At 39.1% G+C, this 16,771-nt stretch carries 12 protein-coding genes, 4 tRNA genes and 1 pseudogene; 12 read left to right on the plus strand and 5 right to left on the minus strand.

Annotation, left to right across the window (positions count from 1 at the left end; translation table 11 throughout):
* Positions 1-91: 91 nt before the first annotated feature.
* From AC5YCE_RS13275 to AC5YCE_RS13300, 6 genes and pseudogenes are all read left to right on the plus strand, one after another.
* Positions 92-3,169, plus strand: a complete 3,078-nt coding sequence (locus tag AC5YCE_RS13275) for a type VI secretion system Vgr family protein (RefSeq protein WP_496172357.1) — start codon at positions 92-94, stop codon at positions 3,167-3,169.
* Positions 3,166-4,614: a hypothetical protein gene (locus tag AC5YCE_RS13280; protein WP_496150358.1), complete on the plus strand. Its 1,449-nt coding sequence runs from the start codon at positions 3,166-3,168 to the stop codon at positions 4,612-4,614. The genes AC5YCE_RS13275 and AC5YCE_RS13280 overlap by 4 nt, the downstream gene beginning before the upstream one ends.
* Positions 4,615-4,618: 4 nt before the next feature.
* On the plus strand, positions 4,619-5,686 hold the full coding sequence (locus AC5YCE_RS13285; protein ID WP_496150359.1) for a PoNe immunity protein domain-containing protein: 1,068 nt from the start codon (positions 4,619-4,621) through the stop codon (positions 5,684-5,686).
* 58 nt (positions 5,687-5,744) lie between these two features.
* Positions 5,745-5,886: pseudogene (locus AC5YCE_RS13290) on the plus strand (hypothetical protein); the annotation flags it as partial.
* Between the two features lie 4 nt (positions 5,887-5,890).
* The gene (locus tag AC5YCE_RS13295) at positions 5,891-6,958 is read left to right on the plus strand and encodes a PoNe immunity protein domain-containing protein (protein WP_496172360.1); all 1,068 of its coding nucleotides are present in this window, start codon (positions 5,891-5,893) and stop codon (positions 6,956-6,958) included.
* Between the two features lie 137 nt (positions 6,959-7,095).
* Complete coding sequence (locus tag AC5YCE_RS13300) at positions 7,096-8,364, plus strand: type VI immunity family protein (protein ID WP_496172361.1); 1,269 nt, start codon at positions 7,096-7,098, stop codon at positions 8,362-8,364.
* 220 nt (positions 8,365-8,584) lie between these two features.
* On the opposite strand, the gene lolD is transcribed toward AC5YCE_RS13300, so the two are convergent.
* Positions 8,585-9,262 (minus strand): lipoprotein-releasing ABC transporter ATP-binding protein LolD, encoded by a 678-nt coding sequence (gene lolD / locus AC5YCE_RS13305; RefSeq protein ID WP_496125089.1) that lies wholly within the window; start codon positions 9,260-9,262, stop codon positions 8,585-8,587.
* Positions 9,255-10,490 carry a lipoprotein-releasing ABC transporter permease subunit gene (locus tag AC5YCE_RS13310; protein WP_496125090.1) on the minus strand — a complete coding sequence of 412 codons (1,236 nt, stop codon included), beginning with the start codon at positions 10,488-10,490 and terminating at the stop codon, positions 9,255-9,257. Before AC5YCE_RS13310 ends, lolD begins: the two co-directional genes overlap by 8 nt.
* 23 nt (positions 10,491-10,513) lie before the next feature.
* On the opposite strand from AC5YCE_RS13310, the gene AC5YCE_RS13315 reads away from it, so the two are divergent.
* A complete protein-coding gene (locus AC5YCE_RS13315) occupies positions 10,514-11,083 on the plus strand; it encodes a PilZ domain-containing protein (RefSeq protein WP_496172358.1) in 570 nt (189 codons plus the stop codon).
* Positions 11,084-11,120: 37 nt separating this feature from the next.
* Here the strand turns inward: AC5YCE_RS13315 and AC5YCE_RS13320 are convergent, their stop codons facing one another.
* Positions 11,121-12,014, minus strand: a complete 894-nt coding sequence (locus AC5YCE_RS13320) for a DMT family transporter (protein ID WP_496172359.1) — start codon at positions 12,012-12,014, stop codon at positions 11,121-11,123.
* 138 nt (positions 12,015-12,152) lie between these two features.
* A complete protein-coding gene (locus tag AC5YCE_RS13325) occupies positions 12,153-12,626 on the minus strand; it encodes a YaiI/YqxD family protein (protein WP_496125093.1) in 474 nt (157 codons plus the stop codon).
* Positions 12,627-12,874: 248 nt separating this feature from the next.
* Between AC5YCE_RS13325 and AC5YCE_RS13330 the strand changes: the two genes are divergently transcribed.
* The 5 genes from AC5YCE_RS13330 (at position 12,875) to AC5YCE_RS13350 (ending at position 15,064) form a co-directional block, all read left to right on the plus strand.
* Positions 12,875-12,950, plus strand: a tRNA-Glu gene (locus AC5YCE_RS13330).
* Positions 12,951-13,062: 112 nt separating this feature from the next.
* Positions 13,063-14,475, plus strand: coding sequence for an amino acid permease (locus AC5YCE_RS13335; protein ID WP_496125094.1), 1,413 nt, complete (start codon positions 13,063-13,065; stop codon positions 14,473-14,475).
* 275 nt (positions 14,476-14,750) lie between these two features.
* A tRNA-Glu gene (locus AC5YCE_RS13340) sits at positions 14,751-14,826 on the plus strand.
* 26 nt (positions 14,827-14,852) lie between these two features.
* Positions 14,853-14,928, plus strand: a tRNA-Glu gene (locus AC5YCE_RS13345).
* A 60-nt stretch (positions 14,929-14,988) separates the two neighbouring features.
* A tRNA-Glu gene (locus AC5YCE_RS13350) sits at positions 14,989-15,064 on the plus strand.
* A gap of 274 nt (positions 15,065-15,338) precedes the next feature.
* On the opposite strand, the gene AC5YCE_RS13355 is transcribed toward AC5YCE_RS13350, so the two are convergent.
* A complete protein-coding gene (locus AC5YCE_RS13355) occupies positions 15,339-16,664 on the minus strand; it encodes an ISNCY family transposase (RefSeq protein ID WP_496172362.1) in 1,326 nt (441 codons plus the stop codon).
* Positions 16,665-16,771: the final 107 nt, after the last annotated feature.

The following is a 16,771-nucleotide window of genomic DNA, read 5'->3' on the forward strand; positions in this document are numbered from 1 at the left end:
AGAGTGTCGCCTATATACATTTATACATAGTGACTTAAAACTGTCTTTGATATAATTAAATACAGATCAAATAATCACTACAAAGAATAATATGGCTATAAATATTTATGATGCCCTTGAGCAACTTGGACTAACTGCACAAAAACGTGCAATTCATGTTCAATTTTCAAATGGTGCGCTAAATAATAAAGTCTATTTACAGCGCATTGATGGAACTCATCTGCTGAATGATGGTGTTCATTTACAACTGATTTGCCTTGCAACAGACGCCACTATTCCTTTAAAAAATTTCATTGGGTCGCAAGTTGCCGTTGATATCGTCACAGATCAATCACAACTAACACGTACCACAGGCATTGTCACCAAAGCTGACGTTGGAGCAAGCGATGGTTCACTCACCATCTATCGTTTAACGCTAGAAGACCCAACTACACTGTTTAAGCACCGCCGCAACAGCCGTGTATTTATGAACAAAACGGTGATTGATGTCGTAGATATCCTGTTTAAAGAATGGCAATCTAAAAGTCCATTACTTGCTTCTAGCCTAACTCTAGATAAAAGTGGGCTAACTAAAACCTATGATGTACGTCCTTTCATTATGCAAAGTAATGAAACTGACTTTGATTTCATGCAACGCCTTTTAGCCTCTGAAGGCGTTAACACACTGATTGATGAATCACAGCACAAGGTGTTCAGTGTCTCTGAAAAAATTCAACCCCAGAAACTTCGACTCATTGACAATAATGCGCCATTTCAAAAATTAGACCGACGAAGTATTCGTTTTCATCGTAGCAGTGCTACAGAACGACAAGACAGCATCACAGCTTTTACAGCCTTACGTTCCTTACAGCCGACAGCTGTGCATGTTCAAAGATGGCAAGCAGATGCTTTAGAGCAACATGAAGGCGCAGGTTCAGTACTCACCAAACATCAGCATTCAAATAATCAGGATGTTGCGAGTCTGGGTTTAGAACAAGCTTTTCATGTCAGTCCTGCATGGGTACAAGACCTCAAAGGTGAAGATGGCGCAACAAAATCAAGCAATAGCCAGATTGAAAAGCTCAATGAAAATCTGAAGAAATATTACGATTCTCAAGCCAAGCAATTTCAAGTGACCTCAACGGTACGAGATGCCTATGTTGGTTATTGGTTTGAACTCAATGAACATCCAGAAATTGATCAACATTCTGGTTCAGATAAAGAATTTTTAATCACCTCAAAAACTTTTTATAACCTAAATAACTTACCAAAAGATTTGACGGATCAGGTCACGGCTTTGCTTAAACAAGGCAATTGGCAGTTGAATCTCATCACCACGAATAACACAGACGAACGACAAGCCAATCAACTCATTTTACAGCGTCGCAACATTGAGATCGTGCCGTCTTATCATCCCTTAGAAGACAGACCGACGACTCATCCTCAACGTGCCAAAGTGGTTGGTATTGATGGCGAAGAAATCCATGTCGATGAATGGGGACGCATCAAAGTTCGGTTCCTCTTCACACGCAATGAAGACCATAGCCATGATGGTGGTGCAGGTTCTAATAACAATGATACCGACTCAGCGTGGGTCGATGTACTCACCCCTTGGGCTGGTGAAGGTTATGGCGCACGCTTCTTACCACGTATAGGTGAGATCGTCGTAATTGACTTTTTTGATGGCAATATTGACCGACCATATGTTGTAGGTCGCATTCATGAAGCACATCGTAGCCCTACTAAGTTTGATCAAAAAGGACAACTGCCTTATACCAAGAAACTTTCAGGAATTCGTTCCAAAGAAATCCAAGGCGAAGGTTTTGGGCAACTCCGCTTTGATGATACTACTGGACAAATCTCAACCCAACTTCAAAGCAGTCATGGTTCATCACAACTCAATCTAGGTAATCTTAGTCATCCTAAAGAAACAGACACAAGTGATGGTCGTGGAGAAGGTTTTGAACTACGAACAGATCAATGGGGAGCATTAAGAGCTAAAGAAGGGTTATTGCTTTCAACCTATAAACAAGACGATGCATTGGGCAACCATTTAGATGCAGCTGAAACCAAATCACAGCTTGAATCTAGCCTCAATAATTCAAAAGCGCTTAGTGAAGTAGCGAAGAACCAACAGACTGATCCTCTAGAAGTACTAGATAACCTGAAGCAATTCATTGATCAGATTGAGCAAACCAGTGAAACCAAAGCAAAAGCTTTTAAACAAGCGATTATGGTTTTGGCATCACCAAATTCGATTGCACTTACGACTAATGAAGATGTACATCTATCCGCAGATGGTCAAATCAGCCATAGTGCTGGTGATAGCATTAACTTGAGTACGCAAAAGAGTCTTCTTGCGCATGCTCAAAGTAAAATCAGTTTATTTGCAGCACAAGAAGGTGCAAGGCTGTTTGCTGGTAAAGGTAAGATCGAAATACAGGCTCAAGGTGATGGTGCTGATTTAATCGCTCGCAAAGGGATTCAGATCATTTCGACGGAAGATACTGTCTATATCACCAGCCCTAAAAAAATTATTTTGACGGCTGATGGATCTCAATTAAAGATTAATGGATCTGGGGTTTTCCCAACCACGGGTGGGAAGTTTGAGGTGAAAGCTGGGTTACATAAGTTTATAAGTGGAGGTAAGGTATCTTCAACATTACCTGCACTGCCAGCTCTAAATTTAATGCCAAAAGAGTTGGAATTAAAATACATTTATGATGACTTAAAACCTGTTGCACAAGCTCCATTTAAACTGATTTTTGCTGATGGTTCTTCCCAAGAAGGTGTACTAGATGCCGAAGGTTATGCCAAAGTCACTATTCCTAGTGATAAAACTCAACCTAAAGTCTACTATGGCTTTAGTAGTGTTGAGGCGAAACCAGATAGAGAAAAAATTGATAATCCTTTCAAAGATCAAAAAGTAATGAGTGTTACTGAAGCTGAACAACTTATTGAGCAATACAACCAACAAGAATTAGATGCATTATTAGATGAATATTTCCCTGATGAAATTGAAGACATGCTCACGTCAAATAATATCGAATACGATGATCATGTAAGCGATTATGAAGAACAATTAATACCACAACAAAATGATGTAGATGATGCAATAGCAGATGATTTAGAAGAAATTTTACTTACAGATGATTCTACTTCTAGATTAGACCTAGGAGATAAACAATGAATACTGCCGTAGCGAAGGGTTCAACGCAAGCTGTGAGAGTAACAGCTAAAGGGGAAGAATCGGCGGCTCAATGGATTAAAGGTGTACTTGATGGTAGTGGCTCCAGTCCTGCTCAAATTATTGTTGCAGTTGTGATAGGTTGTATACCCTTTGTTGGTCAAGGCGTTGATGTCGGGAATGTGATTGTCTCAGTCGTTAAAATATCTGAAAAGCCAGATAATAAAGAGAATTGGTTTGATTTGGTATTTAATCTTGTTGCATTTGTTCCAATTGCTGGTGATGGATTAAAAATTGTCTTTAAACAATTGCGTTCAGGTAAAGCTATGGGGGCGATTTTGGACGCAATACCAAGCAAGACATTACGTGGCGATGTGGATAAATGGTTTAGAAATTTAAATTGGAATACTTACACTAAAGAGTTACAAACGACCAGTAATAAAATAATTGATGGATTAATTGATGTTTTTGATAGTTGGATGACAAGAGCAGTTCTTGGTAATGCTAAGTTAAAAACATTAGTGACCCAACTTAAGCAAATGAAAAAAGTTGTCAATCAAAAAATTGATATGGTTATGAAAGAAATGCAAGCTGCACATAAAAAAGCACTTGCAACACCGTATCCAAATACAACTGCTAAAGCGCCTATTACGACTCGAACACCGACAACAACCAGTAGACCAAATAATAATCCAGCCCCACGAACTCAGCAAAATGGCAATGTTCCAAGAAATACTGGTGGTAATAATGCAAGTCCAGGGCGTCAAAATACGTCAACTAAACGACAACAATTAAAACGTAAGCGAAGATCGAATCAAGAACTTGGTTCAGGTGGTGAGCACATTACGGATTATTACTATGTAAAACGCATGAAAAGTCGCTCTAAAATTAATAATAATGGCGTGCTGTACGAATATCACGATACGGGTCATAACGGACTTGATCATGTATGGCATAGTGCTCGACTAGCGCATAAGTATCGTATTACAGACAGTAAAGCGACCAATGCTCTGAGTCATCGAACACTCATGACGCCTAAAGCAGCCATGATGGCATTGAAAATGGGTCTCGATGTTTATATGGCATCAGACCAAGATGATAAGGTTAAGCGTTCAGTGGGGACGACTGTGAGTGATGGTGTGCAGATGTCGCATTTATGGATTGCTAGTAAAATAGATTCAGCCAAAATAGTATCAAAACATGACAATTTATTGGATAAAATAGAAGATTGGCGACGAGTTAAATTCAAACCATCCACAGAAAGAAAACTAGGTAAAACCATCGCAATTCGATGCCCATATGATCGAAGTTTGGTCACTATTACTGGTGATAAATTCGATCATCATGAAAAATGTAAAGGCTTAAATAAACCTAAGTGTACACGGACAGTAACTGCACACGGTATTAAATTAGAATTTGTTTTACCAAACGAGATGTTGGAGAGATGAAAGTATGTCAATACAAGTAAATGATCAAGAAATAGATTGGCAAAAATGGTTGAGTTTAGAAGTAAAAGATACAAGTTTATTTAGAGATAAGTTGCTTGAGCAAGAAATGTATCACAAGAGATTTGATACGTTTGTTAATGGTATATATACAGTTGTTGATGGATTTAGCCATTATAAAAATGATTCTAAATTTGGTGGATATATAGCATCTGGTCATCAAAGATTAAAAGATGTTCTGAACTTGATATCTTTACAATATTCAGCAGGCGGGGATTTAAATTCTATAAAAGAACTTTATCCATATCTTCTTCATTGGACAGAAGAATATGCTGAAACGAGTCATCTTTATAATTTAAGCCCTGATGCAGGTGGCCGTTATGTCTGGCATATTTCTTTAGGAACTGAAGATTATTGGTATATTGCTTTACGATTGATATGCTTTGGTTTACTGACAGGCTATGCAGATCAAATGAATCGGATTATGCCGATTATCGACTACAAAGAAGCAACGCCTGAAGGACAAGAAAAAGATGGCTTAATCGAGCGATTGGTTGCTCCATTTGTAACAGATCGAGGCATACCACCAAATGAAGCACGTCGTCATTTACCTTATCGTAAGCTCATTAAAGTTTTTGATACTGCACCTGAAAAACGTCCAGCTATGATGTTGCAATACTTAGAAGATTGGTATGAAGCCAGTCGGCGTGAACCATACTTTGAACAGCACCCAGAAACCGACTTAAGATCTGGTAGGAGTTATTATGGTTATTGGTCATGGGAAGCAGCAGCAGTGACATGGCTATTAGATATTGATGACACCATTTATCGAGAGCATCAATTTTATCCAAAAGATTTAGTCGATTTTGCTAAAGCACAATCAGAAAAAGTACAAACACAAGATTCAGTAGAAAAAATTAAAATCAAAGGTGGGGATAAATGTCCAAAAACAGGTTATTGGACGACTCCAGCCCAACCAAATGAACGTCAATATTTTGATAGAGGTGACATTTTACCAATGCTTTCAGAACAAGACTGGGGTGAAGTATATTGGTATTTTGATGGTGAAAAATAAACTTAGAATATCGCAAGATTTAGCCATCCTTATAGGGTGGCTTATTTTTTTATGATAAAGCCTAGTCATAATTACAGGCGATAAATTTGATCATCATGAAAAATGTAAAAGGTTTAAATAAACCCAAATGCACACGAACAGTGACTGCACATGGAATAAAATTAGAATTTGTTTTACCCAATAACATGTTGCAGAGATAGTATGATGTCGTTACAAGTCAATGATCAAGAAATAGATTGGGAAAAATGGCAATTTTTAGAGATTAATGATGAAAAACGATTTAGAGATAATTTTTTAAATGCCCAAGATTATCATGAAAATTTTGAAGAACTTATAAATGGACTATATACCGTTGTAGATGGATTTAGTCATTATAAAAATGATTCTAAGTTTAGTGGATATATAGCATCTGGTCACCAAAGAATTAGAGATGCTTTAGATTTGATGTCCTTACAATATTCAGCAGGTGGTGATTTAAATTCTATAAAAGAACTTTACCCGTATCTTCTTCATTGGACAGAAGAATATGCTGAAACGAGTCATCTTTATAATTTAAGCCCTGATGCAGGTGGACGTTATGTCTGGCATATTTCCTTGGGAACTGAAGATTATTGGTATATTGCTTTACGACTGATATGCTTTGGTTTACTGACAGGGTATGCAGATCAAATGAGTCGAATTATGACGATTATCGACTACACAGAAGCAACGCCTGAAGGACAAGAAAAAGATGGCTTAATCGAGCGATTGGTTGCTCCATTTGTAACAGATCGAGGCATACCACCGAATGATGCACGTCGTCATTTGCCTTATCGTAAACTCATTAAAGTTTTTGATGCTGATGCAGAAAAGCGTCCAGCAATGATGTTGCAATACTTAGAAGATTGGTATGAAGCCAGTCGTCGTGAGCCTTATCATGATCAACATCCACAACCTGATATTAGATCAGGCATCAGTTATTTTGGTTATTGGTCATGGGAAGCAGCAGCTGTGACATGGCTATTAGATATTGACGATTCAACTTATCGAGAGCATCAATTTTATCCGAAAGATTTAGTTGATTTTGCTAAAGCACAATCAGAAAAAGTACAGGCACAAGATTCGATAGAAAAAATTAAAATCAAAGGTGGAGATAAATGTCCACAAACAGGTTATTGGACGACTCCCGCCCAACCAAATGAGCGTCAATATTTTGATAGAGATGACATTTTACCAATGCTTTCAGAACAAGACTGGGGTGAAGTATATTGGTATTTTGATGGTGAAGAATGATTTATGCCCTTCGGGGCATTCTTTTAAATAAAAACAATAATTTGCCCTTTTACGTTATCCTGGAGATGCTACGCCAAAGGATCAAAGTGAAGCCCAAACGCAAGGGAATACAAGAGGTAAAAGAGAAAATTCATATAATGAGTACAGCACAAGTTTATTTAAATGATGAAGAAATAGAAGAACTCATTCGTGATATTCCATTTGATACTTCCATTCTGTATGGAGAGAAAAATACAGAGTTTGGAGTTTGCCCTTACATTACATTTTATCTTGATCAAAAAAAATCCTACGCTCAAAATTTTCTAAATAAAGTATTTGATATTTATGCTGAATTTGAAAATATCATAATTAATAAATCATTCCGATTAAGATTTCGATGCGATACAGAAGTTTGGAAAAATGCAAGCTCATGGATAAGAAGTCGGGAAGAAATGTTAACTGAAATGACAACGGTTTATAAAAAACATTTTATTTACTATGTTGGTGCAACATCTGCAGAATCCCCTAATCAAAGTGCACGTTGGGCTCTAGATGCTAAAATTAGAGACTCAAATGAACGTTATTCAAGTATTAGATTAACTTTTGGTGATCAATGGTATAGATCTAATAAAACTATTTGGTACCAATTTGTTCAAAAATGTCTAGAAATGCTTAACCCTATCCAAGCTTATAGCGGTTATGAAATAGGTAATACTGGACAGTTTGCTTATATTTCACCAGAGTTCGAAACTGTTGAACGTACATTTTCAGATTATTTTTACGGACTCGATATTGATCATCCAGGGATGGAGTTTTCTCATGAAAATATGTTTATTGCAGAAGATCGAGATGGCCTAGGTGGTGGTATTCGTACGCCGACATGGTGCTTTTTACTTTCACCGTATTGGCTAGAAAAGCTTGGTTTAAGTGAAGAACAAATTCGCGAAAAGCTAAATGATCCACGTATAGAAATTTCTAAAATAGAGAATTCAGAAAATCCCAATCAATACAGCCTATGGGTACGTTTGGGCGAACTGTCACTTTACCCTGTTGAAGAAGGTGTGCCAGATTTATTGGTGATGGCAAATGAACTGATTAAACCAATCCGTTGTGACAATTTAAAACTGACCACATTAGATGCGTGGTCAGATGATCCAAACCCACGTTTTGATGCAATAAGTGCGAAACAATGGATTGCTCGATTTGATGAAGACAGCACTTGGCCAGAACTAAAACGAGTGGAAGTCGAAGTTCAAAAAGAAGAAAGAGTTGATATTGTACTTGCAGGAAGTCCATGTCCACATACAGGCTATTGGTACACTTTTGCCAAAGAGAATTCACGTCAATACTTTAATCAAGGTGATATTTTTCCTGATTTTGAAAGTGATTGGGGTGACGCATATTGGCAGTTTGACGATGAAGACTAGAACTTCAAACTAATTGACCAATCTAGTTTTTATAAAATTATATATTTTTTACTAGTAATCTCTACTATTTGAATAGTTAAATATATGAAAAAGCCTCCTTTATAGGAGGCTTTTTATAGGTTTTATATACTATTAACTACTAGTAATAAATTTCTTGAGCTTTAAAAGGTTAGTGATCGGGTTTATCTCAAACACTGATTACATGATTTAGACACTTTGCTTAAACCCAAAGACCATCTTGCATATGTAAAATACGATCAGCTTCTTTCGCCAATTGTTCATCATGCGTCACAATCAACATCGCCATATTGAACTCTTGGCGTAGATCCGTCAGTAATTCAAAAATACTAGATGCGGTTTTACGATCCAAGTTGCCTGTCGGTTCATCAGCCATCATCAATTTAGGTTGTGTCACTAATGCACGCGCGAGCGCGACACGCTGACGTTCACCCCCAGATAACTCTCCTGGTTTATGGGTCATACGATGCGACAATCCGACACGTTCAAGCAAATATTCAGCGCGCTGTTTAACTTGCTTAAATTCAGCACCTTTACGCAACATTAATGGCATCGAAATATTTTCCAATGCCGTAAACTCAGGTAAAAGATGATGAAATTGGTAAACGAAACCCAGGTGTTCATTGCGTAAAAAACCACGCTCTGCTTCACCTAAGTTATCAAAGCGTTTGCCATTCAGATTCACAATACCTGATGTCGGACGCTCTAAACCGCCCAAGACATGTAATAAAGTACTTTTACCTGAACCACTTGAGCCCACAATTGAGACGAACTCACCTGCGTTAACCTGTAGCGATAAACCTTTAATGACATCTACAGTCGATTTACCATCCGTAAAGCTTTTTTGAATATTTTGGGCATCTAACACGACATTACTCATAACGAAGTGCCTCCGCTGGTTGGATTTTAGCCGCACGTAACGCTGGGTAAATGGTAGCAAGGAAACTCAGCACTAAAGAAACACTGACAATCAAGGCTACATCTTGCCATCTTAAATACGATGGTAAATAGTTAATGAAGTATGCATCAAACAAGTTCAGACCCATTGTGGTATTTAACCATCCCATAAAGCCACTGATGTTTGTTGCGAAAATAATACCCAAAGCAGCACCAGCAAGTGTTCCCACCACACCAATCACCGTACCCTGTACCATGAAAATTTTAGTGATGGTTACAGGTGATGCGCCTAAAGTTCTTAAAATAGCGATATCCGATTTTTTATCGGTCACCACCATGACCAGTGACGAAACAATGTTAAACGCTGCAACCAGTACAATGAGGAATAATAATAAACTCACCATTGCTTTTTCCATTTGGATCGCACTAAACAAGTTGCCGTGTGTATAGGTCCAGTTGGATGCATAGAACTGTCCTGGCAATTGCTGAACAATCTCGTCAGCTACCTGAGGTGCTTTAAAAATATCATCCAGTTTCATACGTACGCCTTGCGCACCATCGGGTAAACGGAGCAAAGTCGAAGCATCATTCAAGGCGATATATCCCATCATCGAGTCAACTTCAGCACCAATACTGAAGATACCCACAATTTTAAAACGTTTGAAACGTGGTACGACACCAGCCGGTGAAGGCGTAGCTTCAGGTAAAACTAAAGTGACACTATCATTTAGACTTAAGCCCAATGCATCCGTCATTTGTTTGCCCAGAACAATACCAAACTCTCCTTTTTTCAAAGCGTTAATATCGCCCTGCACCATATGATCTTGAATGATTGAAACTTTCTTTTCATAGTCAGGTTCAATCCCGGTCACCATGATTCCTGCAACCTGCCCTTGGGCTGTCAGCATGCCTTGTAATTGTGTAAATGGCGCTGTCCCGACAACATGTTCGTGTGTATCAATCTTCTTGGCAAGCTCTGGCCAGTCTGTTAAAATTTGTGTTGAAGAAACAGTAGCTTGAGGTATCATACCCAAAACTCGGTTTTTCAGTTCGCGATCGAAACCATTCATCACAGATAAAACTGTAATAAGAACAGCGACCCCGAGAGTCAACCCGATCATTGATACCAAAGCAATAAAAGAAATAAAGTGATTACTCCGCCGTGCGCGAGTGTATCTCAACCCTATATACAGCGAGATCGGTTTAAACATACCATCTAGTCCGAGGTGTTTTAATGGAAGCTCTACAGCACCAAAGTGGAGAAAGCGAAAGACGCGTCATGTCCCGTATTGATGCTGCGCTAAGGATTAACTATCAGATCATTTCTGAGGAAATAGCTCTCAATGATCCATATGATTCAAATTTTGTATTACCGCGTTATTTTCTCTTACTTGCAGAATTAGATCAATTTGATCATGCGCTTCTATACGAATTAGAACAATTAAATCAAAAAGATCAACAAATTGCTCGAATCTTATCCTTATTTAACCAAAAATTAAACCTCATTAATGGTTCTCTATACGATTCTATTGTACAAACCATGTTACCCATTCCTGATTCAGTGAACCTATCAGAAACTGGATTGAGTTTTTACAGCGATAAAGAAATTCCAGATGGTTCATATATTCATATTAGCTTAAGCCACCCTGAAAATTTCTTCCATATCGCTGCAACTGCACACGTTGTTTATAGTCGTCCTGAAGAAAATGGTAAATATCGTACAGGAGCATATTTCATTACTTTGCATCCGCAGGATCGAGTGAAACTTGCCAATGCTGTTACTCAACACCAGTCTGAATGTTGAGGCTGTAAATTTACACCTCAACCCAATGCTGAAATTTTTAGTGATTGATTTTATAGGCAAGTAGAAAATCTTTAGAAAAGTAAATCAATAGACCCGTAAGTAGTACAAGCGCACCGATGAAAGTCATCGTCGTTAAAGCTTCATGATTAAAATAAGCACCTACACCTAAAGCAATGATGGGTGTTAATACCGTGGTCAATGATAATGTGGTGGCTTTAATAGTTTTAACCAGTTTAAAATAACAGAACATTGCCAGTAACGAAGACATCACCACTGCATATAACAAGCCAATAAGAGACTTGGATTCGGGCAGTGATATTGGAACGTATTGCCAAATAAATGGCAACATACAAAGTGCAATCAATGTCGAAACCGTAATTGATCCCGTTGCTTGAGATAAAGGTTTCAATGGTGCATTAATTTTCTTGATCCAGAACATTGTAGCACAATATATAAAGACACTGACCAACATCAATATGATGCCGGCAGGATGTACAACGTGTTGATCTGCCCCGAGACTAATGATCGCTAGACCGCTCAAAGCAATCATCATGCCTAGCCATTGACTCCAATACAGACCTATTTTAAATATAAAAACGCCTAGAATTCCAGTGATTAATGGTGCTAGACCAAACATCAGTGCAATCAGCCCAGAACTCAGATAATCAATCGCTAAATAAGTAAAAACTTGTGAAACAATAAAACTAAATGCGCCTGCGGTATAACTTAAAATTGAACGCTGATCTAGCGGTAAACGCCCTCTTAAGATCAGTAGTAGTATCAATGCAATGGGAAATGCGAGAAAGAAGCGAAGTGCTAATGCCCATAAAGGATGTAAGTCAGTTGCACTCCACACGATTGCCAAAGGTGTAGTCGCCCAAATCAAGACCAGTAACGCATAGGTAAGTGCAATATTGGATTTTGAAGGCATTCACTCTCTTCTTTAATAATGGGTTATCGTTTCAAAATAACTAAAACCAAACTTTACAGATCTGAACAGAATCAATGGAATGACTTTTGTGTGATCTAAAATCAGACATCGGATAAATACATTTAAATAGATAAGTGATTAAAGCTGAGCTGTTTTACGCTTTTGCTTCATAATGGTTTGATCAAGTGCACTTGAAAACTCACGCTTATCACGCTCAGAGATCGGTGCAGGCCCACCAGTATTAACTCCAGCACCACGTAATGTATCCATAAAATCGCGTAAATGTAGACGGGCTTTGATATTAGATTCTGTCCAGATTTCACCACGAGGATGAATGGCAATTCCACCTTTTTCAATCACTTGTGCAGCTAGCGGTATATCTTGCGTCATGACAATGTCATGCTGTTTCATGCGATCTACGATTTCTTTATCTGCTTGATCTGCACCACTCATGACTTGAATTGAATTGATACGAACGGAAGATGTAATCCCGACATTTTGGTTTGCTACGAAAGTGACTTCCAGTTGGTATCGATCAGAAGCGCGTAGAATCACTTCTCGTAAGATTTTGGGAAGTGCATCAGCATCGACCCAAAGTTTAAAAGGCAGCACTAAAATTTCCTACTGTACAAAGTGAATCAATCTTATCAAATTTGAATAAGATTTATAGACATAAAGCTATGAAGAAAATGAATTTGAATGAATAAGAACTTTATGATTAACAAAAAATGTTGCTATATCATTTTTAAATAAAATTAATTGCTTGTTTTTGTTCAATGTATGAGCATTTAAACCTATTATAGTTAAATCTATTTTGACAAAGAAATATTAAATCCTTAGTATACACATCACCTCGCAACGTCCCTATCGTCTAGAGGCCTAGGACATCGCCCTTTCACGGCGGTAACCGGGGTTCGAATCCCCGTAGGGACGCCATCTATTGATCGCACACGATCAAAGCATATCCAAAATTACTATTATTTCATTGCAGATCTGTGGTTTTTCACTACAATAACTCGCTTCATTCTTTTGATTCTATTCAATTCCTATGCACTCATCTCCGAATGATGCTACGCATCAGGGCAATTCTGCGCCTTTAAAACGCGCTATGAGTACTCGACATCTGGTTATGATTTCGCTTGGTGGCGCAATCGGTACTGGACTTTTTCTAGGGTCGGGTGAAGTCATTGCACAAACGGGGCCTGTAGGTGCCATTCTTGCTTATTTTCTTGGCGGTATCATCGCTTACATGGTGATGCTGTGTTTAGGTGAGCTTGCCGTACATATGCCTGAGTCAGGTTCTTTTGGTGCTTATGCTAAGCGCTATATTGGTCCAGGCACAGGTTATACCATCACATGGTTATACTGGTTAACGTGGTCTGTGACACTCGGTACCGAGTTCACTGCTGCTGCATTACTGATGCAAGAGTGGTTCCCAGATATATCCATGTGGATTTGGACCATCATCTTTGGTGCTTTCGTATTTACGTTAAATATGATTTCAACACGCTGGTTTGCAGAGTCAGAGTTTTGGCTGGCACTGGTGAAAGTCGTTACAGTCGTTGCTTTTATCTTATTGGGCTTATTGGCTATTTTTGGGGTACTCGGCTATCAAGGCTATGAATCTGCGCCTTTGTTCAGCAATTTAACCTCTGAGGGTTGGTTCCCTGAAGGCATTTTCCCCATCTTTGCCACCATGTTAATTGTCAACTTTGCATTTTCAGGAACAGAGTTGATTGGTGTTGCTGCGGGTGAAACCAAAGATCCAGCCAAAAATGTCCCTAAAGCGATCAATACCGCGATTTTCCGGTTATTGATTTTCTTTGTCGGAACCATAGTTGTGGTGACCTCCCTACTTCCTCATCAAGAAGCGGGGCTAGCTGCTGAAGGTGTCAGTAGCAGTCCATTCGTGACGGTATTCCAACATATCGGTATTCCGTATGCAGAAGACATTATTCGCTTTGTGATTATCACCGCATTATTGTCCGCTGCGAACTCTGGTCTGTTTGCAGCCTCTCGTATGATGTGGTCTCTTTCCTTTAACAAGCAACTTCCTGCTGTCTTCTCAAAAGTGAATTCGCGTGGAATCCCATATATTGCTGTTATGGTCACCATGATTGGCGCAATGCCCGGTTTACTTTCAGAGCAATTCGCCCCTGAAACGATTTTCACCAATCTTTTAGGAATTGCCGCATTTACTATGGTTGTGGTGTGGATGAGTATTTGCTTAAGCCAATATAACTTCCGTCGCCAATGGTACAAACAAGGTAAAGCTGCGAAAGATCTTGGATTTGCAGCACCGCTTTTTCCAATCGTACCGATCTTAGGTTTCATTTTCTGTTTTATTACCTGTATCAGTATGGTGTTCGATCCGACGATGCGTGTTAGTTTTTTTGGATGTTTAGCATTTATTGCAACATGTTATGCCAGTTATTATGTGTTTTATCATCCTAAAAATTAGCCTGAACAGATGATTAAGAGTGGCTAATGCCACTCTTTTTGATCTTACTTTTATCTACAACACCACTTCGATATAAAGTGTAAATCTCTAGCCTAACCTTTAAACAGATCATAAAAATTCTTAAATCCCTAATCTTATATTTCTTGATGGAATATTCGACACCACACTTAGTTTTGATTTATTTTCATACGAACGCACCCTTTTCCTTTAAATACATGTACAAAAAGGTTTGACACACTTACAAATCCACCCTAATATACGCGCACCTCTGAAACGTCCCTATCGTCTAGAGGCCTAGGACATCGCCCTTTCACGGCGGTAACCGGGGTTCGAATCCCCGTAGGGACGCCAATTTCAGAAGTATGTATGTTTATTTAGTCCCTATCGTCTAGAGGCCTAGGACATCGCCCTTTCACGGCGGTAACCGGGGTTCGAATCCCCGTAGGGACGCCATTAAATTTCAGTACTTGTATTTCAAGTTTTGAAATGGTTTAAATATATTTACTTCGCACTGTCCCTATCGTCTAGAGGCCTAGGACATCGCCCTTTCACGGCGGTAACCGGGGTTCGAATCCCCGTAGGGACGCCATATTCGAGATGTAAAAGTCTCAACAAAAAGCCCAAGCATCATGACTTGGGCTTTTTTTGTATTTTATATTTATAACCTATTCAAACTTCAATTTTTTAATGCACTCATATCGTCGCCCTGTTCTTCTGCACTTAAAACTTATCTCAGTGCTTTACTTATTATTGTAATGAATGCTAAAGCTCAAAAATAAATGGACTCCAATTCTATAGGTCTTAAAAACCCAAGTGTTATTCCCAAGTAGAAATGTCCTACCTAATAACCAAATAGAAATGTCCTATATGGACATTTCCAAGTCAAGCACAGGATTCAGATTTCGTTGTTGAACTGCTGTTTTCTGTGCTCGTCTACGTGGCATCTTTTGTGAACGATTGCGTTTGTTTTGTTGTTCCAGTTGTTCATGCTGTTGTTGAATATGTGCCAGCACAGAACCCAAACGTTTATTCTCAACAATCTCTCGCTGATTCAGCTGACTTAATTTATCGAAGAGGCTGTAATTGATCTTTCGACCATCATGCATGAGGGCTACAGTACCATCCGGGTATTCCAGGAACTCAAGATACTTACCGATCAATCTTTGATTTTCTTCGCTGTTTTCCAAGATATATACGCATTTATCATAAGTAATCGTCAAGCTGTTGGTGACCCTGCGGGGTTCACGCCAGGTAAAAACATCATCTAATTCTTCGGCTGTTTCAGTGATAGTCCGGTGCAGATCCTTGGGATTAAAGGCCATCTTGGCAAATTTACGATTAAATTGCTCAATAAAGCACGGCAGCCACTTATTGGCATCTGCAATCGAACTGATGCCTTCCAGACGCATCTCTTTGATCAGACGGTCCTGAAGCGTTCTATTGGCGCGTTCTACACGGCCTTTGGCTTGAGGGGAGTTAGCGAAAATGATATCGATATTGAGAGTGCTCAGAACACGTCCAAACTGGGTAATCTTGGTGTCTTTCTTGCTGCTTTGATTCACCCTAAAAACTGAATGTTTGTCACTGTAAAATGCCAATGGCTTACCATGCTGTTCGATATATAAACGTGTCGAAATCATATAGTCAAAGGCTGACTCTGACGCACAGAAGCGTAAATGCTGCAATTTTCCTGTGGCATCATCGATGAATACTAGCAGACAGCATTTAGGTGCTCGACCTTCAAACCAATCATGGTGTGAGCCATCAATTTGGATCAATTCACCATAACAATCTCGGTTATAACGAGGCTGATATGGGCGTTTCAGGCGCTTGCAGCGAGGAATCCATAAATCGGCTGCAATCATCCAGGAACGCAGGGTTTCTACTGAAAGATCGAATCCATGCACGGTGGTGAGCTTTTCATGCGCTAAAGTGGGTCCGAAACCATAAAGTTGATCTGAAACAATATTGAGGCACTTAAGTCTGAGTTCTTCAGGAAGTTTGGAATTGCTGATTTGGCCACGACCGGCATGGGCTAATGCAGCGGGACCTTGAGCTTTGTATTTCTGCAGTAAGCGTCTGATCTGACGTTCTGAGATATGAAGTAGCTGAGCAGCCTGGGATTGAGTTATGCGTTGATCACAGATTTCCTGCAAGACCGACAATCGTTTAAGTTCTTTATCCGACATAGACACCAACATATCAAACCGTCCGCTAAGGAAATTGCAAAAATGCATATTCTAAAAGCGGACATTTTTACTTTGGAGAAACCGGACATTTCTATTTTGGGCTTACA

Source organism: Acinetobacter sp. CY79 (genome assembly GCF_059515845.1).